The organism is uncultured Hyphomicrobium sp. (assembly GCF_902826555.1).
GTDB lineage: Bacteria > Pseudomonadota > Alphaproteobacteria > Rhizobiales > Hyphomicrobiaceae > Hyphomicrobium_C.
The window spans coordinates 42,987-55,295 of the sequence record NZ_CADEFI010000007.1; the positions used below are offsets into that span (position 1 = coordinate 42,987).

Below are 12,309 nucleotides of genomic sequence, written 5' to 3' on the forward strand. Positions count from 1 at the left end.
GCACCCGCAGTTTGCTGCTGTACGACGGTGTCGATCATTGCTACCAGGGCGCGGCGAGAGCTGCCTCATGGGGCTCTCCGTCATCTCATCGTCATAGGTGTGCGGGCATGACTGTTGCTGCCGAAAAAGATACGCCTGCCGCTCCAACGTTTGCCGAGGCGTTGCGCGTGTGGGCCAAAGTCGGTCTTCTGAGCTTCGGCGGGCCGGCCGGCCAAATCGCCCTGATGCACAAGGAGTTCGTCGAGGAGCGCCGGTGGATCGGCGAGCAGCGTTTCCTGCACGCCCTCAACTACTGCATGCTGCTGCCGGGGCCAGAAGCGCAGCAGCTCGCGACCTACATCGGCTGGCTTCTGCATCGCACCAAGGGCGGTCTTGCGGCGGGCCTGCTTTTTATCTTGCCCGGCGCCCTGGTCATGCTCGGCCTCAGCATCCTGTACGTGCTCTATCGCCACGTACCGCTGATCGAAACCGTGTTCTTCGGCGTGAAGGCGGCTGTTCTGGCGATCGTCGTCGAGGCGGTGCTGCGCATCGGACGGCGGGCGCTCAAGAACCGGGTCATGATCGGAATCGCGCTTGCGGCTTTCATCGGCATCTACGTCTTCCGCATCCCGTTTCCGCTCATCATCCTTGCCGCCGGCATCATCGGCTGGATCGGCAGCCGTTCCGCCCCGCATCTCTTTGCCGGAGGTGGACATGGGGGAAAAACCGCACCCGACTCCAAGGGCGTCGTGGACGTCATGTTCGAGCGCGGAGAGCTGACCCACGCGGATCCGTCGTGGAAGCGTGCGCTGCAGGTGCTCGCAGTCTGGGTGCCGATCTGGCTCGGACCGCTGCTTCTGCTTTGGCTTGCGACGGGCTCGTCGAGCGTCTGGACGCAGATCTGTGCTTTCTTCAGCGCCATGGCGGTTGTCACGTTCGGCGGCGCGTATGCCGTTCTCGCTTATGTGGCCCAGGCCGCAGTGGCAGATTTCGGGTGGCTCGCACCCGGAGAGATGGTCGACGGCTTGGGCCTCGCCGAGACGACGCCGGGGCCGCTGATCCTGGTGCTGCAGTTCGTCGGCTTCATCGCCGCCTATCGCGATCCGGGTGTGCTCGATCCGATCCTCGCCGGCACCCTCGGCGCCCTGCTCACCACGTGGGTCACGTTCGCGCCCTGCTTCCTCTGGATCTTCCTCGGTGCGCCCTACATCGAGGCCTTGCGTGCAAATGCGGCGATCTCGTCGGCGCTCTCGGCGATCACGGCGGCGGTCGTCGGAGTCATCCTGAACCTCGCCTTATGGTTCGGACTGCATGTCGTGTTCAAGGAGGTGCGGGCGATCGAGATTTTCGGCATCGGCCCGGACTTGCCCGTGCTCAGCTCCATCGATTGGCGGGCGGCGGCGCTCTCGGCTGCTGCGATGGTGGCGATGCTGCGCTTCAAAGCCGGCATGATCCCGACTCTCGCCGCCTGCGCCGTCGCGGCCCTCGCGCTCGGGGCGTGACGGCCTCGATCCAGACCGCCGGGGCTCACCAGCGCGTCTTCAAAGACAACGCCACGATGTCCGCATCCTGATCTGCGGTGCCGACAAAGCGCCTGACGGGGGTGGTCGCTGTGCCCGGCGAGCTAGAGAGGCTGTCGATCGGCGCGTCGTCGAAGAAGATGTGCGTATAGGCGAAGTCGACGCTCGTCGCGGCCGTGAGCGCCATTGTCGCTCCCGCGCTCAACCAAACGCGGTTGCTGTCCGCAATATTGATTTTCCGCTGGCCGGCCTCGCGGATCGGCGACACTTCGTACGCCGCACCGGCGCGCAGCGTCAGGCTCTTGGAGTAGTCCCACTCTCCGCCGAGCGCAAAGAACCAGCCATCGTTCCAATTGAATTCGAGGATGTTGACCGTCTGGCCCGGCGAGACCGGCAAAATTGCCGGACCTCCGGCGGAGGCCGCAATGAAATCGACTTCATCGAGGACGCTCCAGTTCGTCCATTCGACCGTGCCGAGAAGACGCGTGGTCGTGCTTAATGCCTGTCGCACGCTGAAGGTCAGAATGTCCGGTGTCTCGAGCTTGGCGCGGAAATCGACCGGAGCGAACGCGACGGTGCCGAGAAACGTGCCGGTGGTCAGCCTGCCGCGAGAAGCCGTTGCCTCGCCCTCGACCTCGTGCGAGACCGCCGAGCGAAAGCCGAGGCCGATGCTCGTCCACTCGCTGGGCTGCCAAAGCACGCCGACCGTGTATCCCACGCCGATGTCGTCACCATCAATTTCCGAGCTGCCTTGCGTCGGGGCGAGCCCGCCCGAGGGGTTGGCCTTGATGTTCAGCGACAGATACTGGATCTGGGGACCGGCGCCGATGGACAGGCCGGGCGCCACCCTGTAGGACGCCATCAGGGTTGTATTGACCGTCAGAAGCTCGGATGAGCGGAAGTGATACTGTCCCGACCAGGTTTGGTTGTCGACCTTGTTCTTGGAACCAAACGGCGAGTTGATCGCCAACCCCAAAACGAAGTCGTCGTTCATGCGCCAGGCGGCGTATGAGGATGCGAGCAGGACAAGCGGATCGATTTCGCCGCGATCATTGACTTCGGTGGTCGATGCACCCAGCACCGATCCCGGAAGCACGCTGATGCTTTCCGCGCGAACGTCGAAATCCGCACTGATCAATGCCGTATGGCTTTCCGTCAGGAGGCCATAGTCCGCGGTGGCAATTGCCGCCGGATTCCAGAAGCTGGAGCTCAGGTCGCCGCCCGCTGCGGAACCCGCAAACGAAGCCCCCTGTGCCGACGCCGATTGCTCGCGAATTCCCAAGCCGCCTGCCAGCGCCTGACCCGCAACCGCCATTCCGGCGCACGCTGCAGCGACCCCCCTCAATCGACCGCTCTCGCAGCGCTTGTCGCGCCGCGAGCCCCCCGCGCGAAACATCTCGTCCCCCCAAATATCTTTGCTTTTCTTACGCATGAAAAAACGGCGCCGCGCCCACGGCCTCGTGTGCGATATACAGCGTCCAGCTATTTGGATTTCTATCCGGTTAATAACGGCGCGCGCCGCGAGCTTCGGGGCGAGCCCGTATCAATTCCGCATCTGACCCAGGATAGTCATGCGGCGTCTCTCCGACCCAGTTTCACGGTCAGAGGAAATATTAAGTCATCCATATTACGATTCCGACCCAGTTTGCGTTAGGTCGTTGATGTGAATACATTATTTTCCAGCATTATTGCGCTGTTCTCCGTTGCGTCGGAAAGCCCGTCGCTTCTGAAGGCGAAGCATCATGCGTTGTCGCGCCAGATGCCGATGATGTATCTCATTCTCCTTGCAAATACATGGGCTCTTGCCGCGACGCACCTGTCGATAGCGCCAGCGTGGCTGACGATCGCCGTACCGGCGGTCTTCACATTGATCTGCGCAATTAGGATCAATCACTGGCTGCGGTCGCGTGGCGAGCCGTCGCCGGAAGCTGCCTTACGCGAGCTTAACCGCACCAATCGCTTGGCATTCGTCATTCCGATCGTCTTCACGACGTGGTCGTTTCTGCTTTATCCCTACGGGAACGCCTATTCGCAGTCGCATATCGCCTTCTATATGGCGATCACGGTCATCGCCTGCATTTTCTGCCTCATGCATTTGCGATCCGCGGCGTTTGCCGTAACCGCGATCGTCAACGGGGCTTTTGTCGCGTTTTTCATGTCGACGGGCCAGCCGACGTTCATTGCGATTGCGATCAACATCGTGCTGGTGTGCATCGCCATGCTGACCATTCTGGTCATCAACCATCAGACCTTCGCGCGCATGATCGACGCGCAGGACCAGACGCTGGCTCTCAGCAATGAGAACCTGCGGCTCGCCAATCTCGACAGCCTGACCGACCTCCCGAACAGGCGGGCCTTCTTCGCCCAGTTGGATGAAGCGCTCGAGTCGGCGCGCGCAAATAACACCCGCCTCGCCGTCGGCGTGATCGATCTCGACGGGTTCAAGCCCGTGAACGATCTCTATGGCCATTCGACCGGCGACCGGCTGCTGGTTGCGGTCGGCAAGCGCCTCGCCTCGCTCTTTGGCGGTGACGACATGTTCCTGTCGCGCCTCGGCGGGGACGAATTTGCATTCCTCATGTCCAACGCGCCTGACGACCAGGCGGTGGTCGCACGCGGCGACGAGATCTGCGCGGCGCTGCATGCGCAGTTCGAGCTTCCCGACGCCACCGTATTGATCTCGGGCTCGGTCGGGATCTCGATATTCCCCGAGCTGGCATCGACAGCCGAACAGCTCTTCGACAACGCGGATTATGCGCTTTATCACGGAAAGCGCGCCAAGCGCGGCAGCAGCACCCTTTTCACGGCGACGCATCACGCGCAGATCCATCGCGACGCACGCATCGAACAAACGCTGCGGCAAGCCTCGCTCGACAACGAGCTATCCGTTGTCTTCCAGCCGATCGTGGATATGCGCACGGGCTTGCCACTTGGCTTCGAGGCGCTGGCGCGTTGGAACAGCCCGGTTCTCGGTCGTGTCTCTCCCGCTCATTTCATCCCCGTCGCCGAGCGCGCCGGTATCATTGGAGCGCTCTCTCGCGCGCTCCTGAAAAAAGCCCTGTCGGCCGCGTCCGCGTGGCCTGACGATCTCCGCCTTTCATTCAACCTGTCTGCGCACGACCTGAACGCGGCGGACAGCACCATCGCGGTGATGAGCATCATCCAGAAGAGCGGGTTCGATGCGGCCCGCATTGATCTCGAGATCACGGAGACGGCGTTTGCCCACGATTTCGAGCAGGTGCGCAGTTCGACCGACATGCTGCGTCTGATGGGATGCGGGATCTCGCTCGACGATTTCGGAACGGGATATTCCAGCCTCACGCAGCTCCATGCCTTGCCGCTGACCAAGATCAAGATCGATCGCAGTTTCGTGACGCGGCTTCATCAGCGCCCCGCCAGCCGTAAAATCGTGCGGTCGCTATTGGCCCTCGGGAAGGACATGGGCCTCGACTGCGTCATCGAGGGCATCGAAAGCGAAGAGGAGAAGCGCGCTCTCGATGAGCTCGGAGGCGCGATCGCTCAGGGCCACTACTATTCAGCCGCCGTTCCGGCCAGCGAGGTCCCTGGCTACCTCGCGTCGGTGCGGCCGGTCACAAGCCTCGCTTCGGCCGGGTGAGGCACGCGCGCGGGCCGCGTTATCGCTACGGATCATTGGTAGGATTGGTGGAGGGGGCTGGATTCGAACCAGCGTAGGCGAAGCCAACGGATTTACAGTCCGTCCCCTTTAGCCACTCGGGCACCCCTCCGTGACCAATCCTCATGCAGCCGACAACCGGCGCGCTGCGCCATCCCGAAAGCCGGTTCTGCAAACGAAATCGCCCTGCGCTCGCCGAGCGGCAGGGCAACGCCCGTCCTTATGGTAATCCGGCCTCGCGATGTCAATTGGAAAAGCGCGGAAAAACCCGTATGGGACGGGTTCGACCGGGCCTCGCCCCAACCGGAGTTCTCCCCCCATGACAGATCGCCCAGCCAACAAGAAGGGGCCGAAAAACCGAGGGTTTGGAGGTTTCAAGGGCGGCTCACGCGGCGGGTCTCGGCTGTACACTTCAAAAGGGGCGGGCGGGCGGTCTCCTGCACGCGGTGGCGTCCCTCCGCCCGATGACGGATTGGTGCGGCTGTTCGGCAGCCACGCAGTTGAAGCAGCCCTCAAGAACCCCGCGCGGCGCGTCCGACGGCTGCTGGTGACCGAAAACGCCGAACGGCGCCTTGCCGAAGTCATTGCAGCCCGAGGCGTTCTCATCGACCGGGCGACGCCTGGAGACCTCGATCATCTCCTCGGCGCCGATACCGTTCACCAAGGACTCCTGCTCGAAGCCGAGCCGCTGCCGGAGCCGAGTCTCGATGAACTCGTGGCGCGGGCGGCGACCTTGGGGCCGCTGGTTCTGCTCGATCACGTCACGGATCCGCACAATGCCGGAGCGGTGCTTCGCAGCGCCGCCGCTTTCGGCGCGGCCGGCTTGATCTTCACGCGGCGCCATAGCCCGCCGCTCAACGGGGTACTGGCGAAAGCCGCCTCGGGGGCGCTCGATCTGGTGCCAGTGCTGCCGGTGCAGAACCTCGCGCGCACGATGCTCGACCTCAAGGCGCTCGGGTTCCGCCTGATCGGCCTCGAAGGGACCTCGCAGGCGAGGCTCGAGGACGAGCCGTTCACGGGTCCCACCGCGCTCGTGCTCGGCGCGGAGGGCAAGGGATTGCGCGAACTCACGCAGCAGACCTGCGATGCGTTGGTGTCGATCACGACCGCCGGGGCGCTCGCCAGCCTCAACGTCTCGAACGCGGCGGCGGTGGCGCTGCACTGGGCGGCGCTCCAGAGGCGGCGCGGCTCTGCGTAAAACGAAAAAGGCGGCGCCCAGAACGGTGCCGCCCTTCCTTTGTCTCGTTGCGATCAGATCAGACCGCGCGTGGCGGGACCTAGTCGCAGTACGTCGGACGCCAGCAGGTCCAGCGGCCGCCGCGGCAAACCGTGTCGCCCCAGCTGTTGGTGAAGCAGCGGCGGTTTTTCCAGCCGCACTCCTCGGGGCCGGGATAGCAACGCTCGCGGGATTCATAATAGTAGTCGTCGCGATCGCGGGAATGTGCGTAGGCCCCGAGCAACCCGAGGCCGATGATGCCAGCGGCGATACCTGCCGCCGTGCGCCCGCCCCGACCTGCCTCCGCAGGCTGGATCGAAGCCGCGGTTACGCCGGCGACCAGCATCAGCGCCATCAGTGCGCTCATCATCTTCTTGATCATATGGGTCTCTCCCCAGAGTCGAAAGGCGCGGCTGTGAGCAAACGCACCTCGACGGCAATAAGTTCAGATTGCAGTTCATCATATGCCCCATGAATGGGGCATGAACGCGGAGCCATGGTGCCCGAAAGACGCCAAAAAAAGCCGCTTTGAAGGCGGCTTTTTCCGTACCTCTCATCGAGATGCATGCGGGCGGCGTGCGCCGGGCTCACCAGTGATGGCGGCGGTACTTGCGCTTCACATAATGACGCTTCGGATAACCCCAAGCCTGATAGTAGGGCGGCAGCGAGGCATACGGGCGATAGTAGTCGCGGCGAATGCGCAGCTCGTAGGTCGGGCGCCAATAACCGGAGTTGTAGGAGGGATAGTAGCGCCGCGGCGTCGCGTAATAGGCGTAGCGATCATACTCCCAATCCGACCGATAATGGCGGTGGTAATAGGGATCGTACGTGCCGACCCAACCGCGATGGTTGTAGTCCTGATGGGGATGATAGTGGTGATGGCGGCGGTGGCCGGCCTCGGCAGCGGCCGGGATCAGCGCAAGGCCGATGGCAGCCAGAAGCAGGGCGAAGACCCGTGAACGCATGACAATCTCCTCGCAGTCGGTCTCAGCAAATTTCTCCATCACTTTAGCCTGAAACGCATAACATTGCTTTAACTTCGTGAGCGTGACGCCGCCTCCGGCGCGGGTTAACACGTGTTCACGCATCACAAGCGCGCTGTCTTTCCGTATGCGGTTGCACCTCCCGCCCTACAGTTTGTGAACCAATTCCGTGTTATGCGGCGGACATGACCGTACTCGTGACAGGCGGCGCCGGATACATCGGCAGCCATATGGTGCTGGCGCTTCTCGACGCCGGCGACAAAGTCGTTGTCGTCGACAATCTGTCGACCGGATTTCGCTCGGCGGTCCCCCCGCCCGCGCTGCTGATCGAAGGCAACATCGGCGACCAGGCTCTGGTCGAGCGCGTCATCGGCGAGCATGGCGTGCGCGCCATCATCCATTTCGCGGGATCGATCGTCGTGCCGGACTCGGTCGCCGATCCGCTCGGCTACTATCTCAACAACACGGTGAACTCGCGCGCGCTCATCGAGAGCGCCGTGAGAACCGGGGTCAAGAACTTCATCTTCTCCTCGACGGCCGCGGTGTACGGCAATCCGAAATCCATTCCCGTCAGAGAGGACGCCGAACTCAAGCCGGTCTCTCCTTACGGCATGTCGAAGCTGATGACCGAACTCATGCTTGCGGACACGGCGTTTGCGCACGACTTCCGCTATGTGGCGCTGCGCTATTTCAACGTGGCCGGCGCCGACCCGTCTGGCCGGACAGGTCAATCGACACCTCGGGCGACGCATCTCATCAAAGTTGCGTGCGAGACGGCGCTCGGCAAGCGCCCGTCGATGGACGTGTTCGGCACGGATTATCCCACCCCGGACGGGACGTGCGTTCGCGACTACATCCACGTGTCCGACCTCGTTGCGGCACACGTTGCCGCTCTCAAACACCTCGAGGCGGGCGGTGCTTCGGACATCTTCAACTGCGGCTACTCGTCCGGATATTCGGTGATCGAGGTGATCGAGGCCGTGAAGCGCGCGGCAGGCGGGCCGTTTCCCGTCAACCTCGGGCCGCGCCGGCCCGGCGATGCGGAGGCGATCGTCGCGGACTCGGCCAAGATCCGCGGCCAGCTCGGCTGGAAGCCCGATCTCGCCAATCTCGATCTCATCGTCACGCATGCGCTGGCCTGGGAACGCGGGCTCAAGCGGTGAGGCAGAAGGGGCTTTTTCGCGCCCCTCAAGTTCGATACAAGGGGCGCGTTCGAGCCTAACCTATGGGTTCGCCGGATTAGCTCAGTGGTAGAGCAGCGGTTTTGTAAACCGTTGGTCGGGAGTTCAAATCTCTCATCCGGCACCATTCTTTGATCGGCGGGCGACGACGCCTGCAGCCGAGCGGCAACGCATTTCTCCTCGTCGGCGCATCGGCCAGCACCCGCACAGGTCGGGAAAGCCCGCGCTGCTCAACCCAGAGCAAGCTGCCAACTTTAGTCCAATGCTGCTAGGCTTTCGTCAGCGTCGGGATGATTCGCGGCGCTGCAATGGGGCAAATTACACTTTCTTGGAGGTGCATTGGCAGCGGAACGCCAGCAGCGCGAACAGCCCAATCCCGGCCTCCAAGGGACGGCGAAGGCTGCGGCCCTCCTCCTTGCCATGAACAAGGAACTGGCCAGCCGCGTCCTCAAACATTTCGACGAGGAAGAGGTCAAGATCATCGCGCAAGCCGCGACCGATCTCGGGTCGATCTCCAAGGACGCCATCGACACGATCATAGAGGAATTCGCCAACGACCTGAAAAATGGCGTCGACCTCATGGCGACGAGCCAGAAGGTTCAGGAGCTCCTGGAAGGCGTTCTGACGCCCGCGCAAATCGAAGCTCTCATGGCTCAGACCGGAACGAAATCCGGGCACGGCGTCTGGCAGCAGCTTCAGAAAATCCCGGACATCGCTCTGAGCCAGTACCTGCAAAAAGAGCATCCGCAGGTGATCGCGCTGGTTCTTTCGCGCGCCGCGCCCGTAACGTCCGCAGCCATCCTCAAGCTCCTCGACAGGGCGCAGACAACGGAAGTCACGGCGCGCATGTTGAGCCTTCGGCCCGTCGCAGAGCGGCCGCTTGCTCTGCTCGAATTCTCGTTCATACAAGATATTCTGCTCAATCGCCGGAGCGACTCCGACCTTTCGCCTCATACGCGAATGGCTGACGTGCTGAACAAGATGGACCGCAAACTGATGGACGAATGTTTGCAAGCCATCGGCGTCTATAACGAGAAAGACGCGGAACTCATCCGCCAGCAACTGTTCACGTTCGACGACCTCGGCAAGCTGACACCTGCATCGCTTGTCACAGTGTTCGATTTGATAAACGTCGACGTCATCGTCAAGGCGCTGTTCGGCGTCCCAAAGCCATTGGTCGCAAAGATACTGGAAGCCGTTCCAACCCGCGCACGCCGCTCAATCGAGGTCGAACTCGAAAGCGGGCCAGCGGTCAAGACGAAAGAGGCGCTCAAGGCGCAGCGAACAATCGCGGATGCGGCATTGGAACTGCTCGAGCGCGGCGCCATCGAGGTGCACAGCGAGGAAACGGAAGACGAGGCCGTGTCCTGAGATTCAAGCGCAGCAAGCGGAGGCCCAGTCTTCCGGACAAGCCTCCGCTTGGTAGCTCCTCCTACTCGTCGAGCACGCCTTCGAGCGCGTAGTGCCGAATCTTGTCGCGGTTGGCGATCAGCTCCGCGACCGTCGGCTCGCCCTTCATGGCGCGGGCGATGGCGATCTTGGTTGCCTCGTAATTGGTGCGGTAGAGATCCTTCTTGTCGAGGTTGGGATCATCGGGGCAGCGCGGGTCGAGCCAAACGGTAATGATGATGCAGATGTCGTTGGCGATCTCGGCCGGAATGACGCCGTCCTTCAGGCAATCGACGATCGCATCGCCGAGCGCCGCCTGCACGACACCGCCGAAGAGATCGACGTAAGCCGCGCTCGAAATCGTGACCTTGGAGGTCATCATGGTTGCCGGGCGGACCATCTGGTTGAGGTCGCGGATCACGAAGAAACGCGTGTGACCCACCGCTTGCCCCATCATGGTGGCGAACGCGGTGCCGACCGGACCCTTGACCGAACCGATGACGACCTCGGGCATGGCGTCCGTGACTTGTCCTTCTTTCGCCAGCACCGTTGCTTCGCCGGCGCGGAACCAGATTTCCATCGTGTGTTGCTCCCTGTTTTCTTGGCCGCGATCGGCGGCACGATATCCGGGATAGCGGGCTTCGGTGGGGTGCTCAAGCGGGGCCGCGCGTATTTGTGCCGATGGTTCCGCACCGGCTCCAATGACACAAAAAAGATGACGGCGGGACCAGAACAGGTTTTAAACCGTTGGCCGCGCGGTCAAGCCGCCGGCCGCCATCCCCTCATCCCGTCATCCCCGGACCGTCATGTCATCGTCCTCGCGCGTCCCCCCGATCATCGCCAGCGCCGGTCACCTTCTCGAACGCTATGACGTTCTTTTCTGCGACGTGTGGGGCGTGGTGCACGATGGCGTTCGTGCCTATGCGCGGGCGACCGAGGCGCTGATCCGCTTCCGCGAGCGCGGGGGCACGGTGGTTCTGCTCACGAACGCCCCGGTGCCCATTCATCGGGTGGAGGCGATGCTCGAAGCCCGCCACGTTCCGACGGACGCCTATGATGCCATCGTGTCGTCGGGCGAGATCGCGCTGGCTCATATCACGGAGAAGGGCTACCGGCGCGTGCACTTCATCGGCCCAAGGGCACGCGATGCGGCGTTCTTCAACGCGGCGACCGCGACGGACTCGCCGCTCGACGCAGCGGAGGCCATCGTCTGCACGGGGCTCGTAGACGACGTCAACGAAACTGTCGAGAGCTACCGGGACGTGCTTGCCGGCGCGCGCGAGCGCGAGCTGCCGTTCGTGTGCGCCAACCCGGATCTCGTGGTCGATGTCGGCGGGCGCTTGTATTTGTGCGCGGGCGCGCTTGCGGATGCCTACGCGCACCTCGGCGGCGACGTTTACTGGGCCGGCAAGCCGCATGCCTCGGCCTACGTCACGGCACAGGAGACGGCGGAGCGAATCCGCGGCGCGGCGGTTGCCGCGAGCAAGATCCTCGTCATCGGGGATTCCGTCAGGACCGATCTCACGGGAGCCAAATTGGCCGGGCTCGACGCTCTGTTCGTCGCCGGCGGCATCCATCGGCAGGAGGTCACGACGGACAGCGCGATCGACGCCGACAAGCTCGCAACGCTCTTTCCCTCAGGGGCGCCGACCGCGCTCGTCGCGATGGCCGAGCTGGCGTGGTAGGGGCTACCGCCCTCGCCACAAGACTTGGAGCGAGGGGGACTCTAGAGCTTGTGGGACATGCGACGGCGTTTGGTGTCGAGGTAGTGCTCGTTGTGGGCACTGGGACGCACCACCACGGGCACGCGATCCACGACCTCGATGCCGGAATCCTCGAGCGCTTCGATCTTCGCGGGGTTGTTCGTCATCAGGCGAATCTTTGCGAAGCCGAGATCGCGCAGCACCTCGGCCGCCAGCTCATAATTGCGCGCGTCGATGGGCTCGCCGATCTCGATGTTGGCGTCAACGGTGTCGAGCCCTTGATCCTGAAGCGCATAAGCCTTGATCTTCTTGAAGAGCCCGATGCCTCGCCCCTCGTGGAACGGCAAATAGATGAGGACGCCGTTCGGCGTTTCTGCGATGCGCTTCAGCGCGGCATCGAGCTGGGCGCGGCAATCGCAGCGCAGCGAATGGAAGATGTCGCCGGTCACGCAGCCGGAATGCACGCGCACGATCGGAATCTCACCCGCGTCCTTGCCCTTGCCGCGGTTGATGAGCGCCATGGCTTGCGTGTGCTCGTGCTTGCCCTGGTAGGCACGGGCCTCGAGCACGACCTCGCGTCCATCGAGGTCGATCGGCAGCATCGTGCGGGCGCAGCGGTCGGTATCGAGCTTGTTCTTCATGTGGACGCCGGCCGGCATCTCGTTCTCCTGGTTATTATGACCGGCTCTTGTTGTGAGGGGTCG

The 12,309-nt window shown here is 63.0% G+C and carries 11 protein-coding genes and 2 tRNA genes; 7 read left to right on the plus strand and 6 right to left on the minus strand.

Annotated features, from left to right (window positions below; translation table 11 throughout):
- Positions 1-107: 107 nt before the first annotated feature.
- Positions 108-1,481: a chromate efflux transporter gene (chrA, locus tag QZV93_RS05290; RefSeq protein ID WP_295556578.1), complete on the plus strand. Its 1,374-nt coding sequence runs from the start codon at positions 108-110 to the stop codon at positions 1,479-1,481.
- 25 nt (positions 1,482-1,506) lie between these two features.
- On the opposite strand, the gene QZV93_RS05295 is transcribed toward chrA, so the two are convergent.
- On the minus strand, positions 1,507-2,814 hold the full coding sequence (locus tag QZV93_RS05295; protein WP_295556580.1) for an outer membrane protein transport protein: 1,308 nt from the start codon (positions 2,812-2,814) through the stop codon (positions 1,507-1,509).
- 444 nt (positions 2,815-3,258) lie between these two features.
- Between QZV93_RS05295 and QZV93_RS05300 the strand changes: the two genes are divergently transcribed.
- Entirely contained in the window at positions 3,259-5,115 is a 1,857-nt protein-coding gene (locus QZV93_RS05300; protein ID WP_295556677.1) for an EAL domain-containing protein, read from the plus strand.
- Positions 5,116-5,160: 45 nt separating this feature from the next.
- Here the strand turns inward: QZV93_RS05300 and QZV93_RS05305 are convergent.
- Positions 5,161-5,245, minus strand: a tRNA-Tyr gene (locus QZV93_RS05305).
- 363 nt (positions 5,246-5,608) lie between these two features.
- Between QZV93_RS05305 and rlmB the strand changes: the two genes are divergently transcribed.
- Positions 5,609-6,331: a 23S rRNA (guanosine(2251)-2'-O)-methyltransferase RlmB gene (gene rlmB, locus QZV93_RS05310; protein ID WP_295556679.1), complete on the plus strand. Its 723-nt coding sequence runs from the start codon at positions 5,609-5,611 to the stop codon at positions 6,329-6,331.
- A 79-nt stretch (positions 6,332-6,410) separates the two neighbouring features.
- Here the strand turns inward: rlmB and QZV93_RS05315 are convergent, their stop codons facing one another.
- Together QZV93_RS05315 and QZV93_RS05320 are read right to left on the minus strand one after the other, a co-directional pair.
- Positions 6,411-6,731, minus strand: a complete 321-nt coding sequence (locus tag QZV93_RS05315) for a hypothetical protein (protein WP_295556582.1) — start codon at positions 6,729-6,731, stop codon at positions 6,411-6,413.
- Positions 6,732-6,936: 205 nt separating this feature from the next.
- Positions 6,937-7,314, minus strand: a complete 378-nt coding sequence (locus tag QZV93_RS05320; RefSeq protein WP_295556584.1) for a hypothetical protein — start codon at positions 7,312-7,314, stop codon at positions 6,937-6,939.
- Between the two features lie 203 nt (positions 7,315-7,517).
- On the opposite strand from QZV93_RS05320, the gene galE reads away from it, so the two are divergent.
- From galE to QZV93_RS05335, 3 genes are all read left to right on the plus strand, one after another.
- Positions 7,518-8,495 carry a UDP-glucose 4-epimerase GalE gene (galE, locus tag QZV93_RS05325; RefSeq protein WP_295556586.1) on the plus strand — a complete coding sequence of 326 codons (978 nt, stop codon included), beginning with the start codon at positions 7,518-7,520 and terminating at the stop codon, positions 8,493-8,495.
- Between the two features lie 70 nt (positions 8,496-8,565).
- Positions 8,566-8,640: transfer RNA gene (locus QZV93_RS05330), tRNA-Thr, on the plus strand.
- Positions 8,641-8,852: 212 nt separating this feature from the next.
- The gene (locus QZV93_RS05335; RefSeq protein ID WP_295556587.1) at positions 8,853-9,884 is read left to right on the plus strand and encodes a FliG C-terminal domain-containing protein; all 1,032 of its coding nucleotides are present in this window, start codon (positions 8,853-8,855) and stop codon (positions 9,882-9,884) included.
- A 61-nt stretch (positions 9,885-9,945) separates the two neighbouring features.
- Here the strand turns inward: QZV93_RS05335 and fae are convergent, their stop codons facing one another.
- A complete protein-coding gene (gene fae, locus QZV93_RS05340; protein ID WP_295556589.1) occupies positions 9,946-10,482 on the minus strand; it encodes a formaldehyde-activating enzyme in 537 nt (178 codons plus the stop codon).
- 226 nt (positions 10,483-10,708) lie between these two features.
- Here fae and QZV93_RS05345 point away from each other — a divergent pair, with 226 nt between their 5' ends.
- Entirely contained in the window at positions 10,709-11,587 is an 879-nt protein-coding gene (locus QZV93_RS05345) for a TIGR01459 family HAD-type hydrolase (RefSeq protein WP_295556590.1), read from the plus strand.
- 41 nt (positions 11,588-11,628) lie between these two features.
- On the opposite strand, the gene ribA is transcribed toward QZV93_RS05345, so the two are convergent.
- Positions 11,629-12,264 carry a GTP cyclohydrolase II gene (gene ribA, locus QZV93_RS05350; RefSeq protein ID WP_295556591.1) on the minus strand — a complete coding sequence of 212 codons (636 nt, stop codon included), beginning with the start codon at positions 12,262-12,264 and terminating at the stop codon, positions 11,629-11,631.
- Positions 12,265-12,309 lie beyond the last annotated feature (45 nt).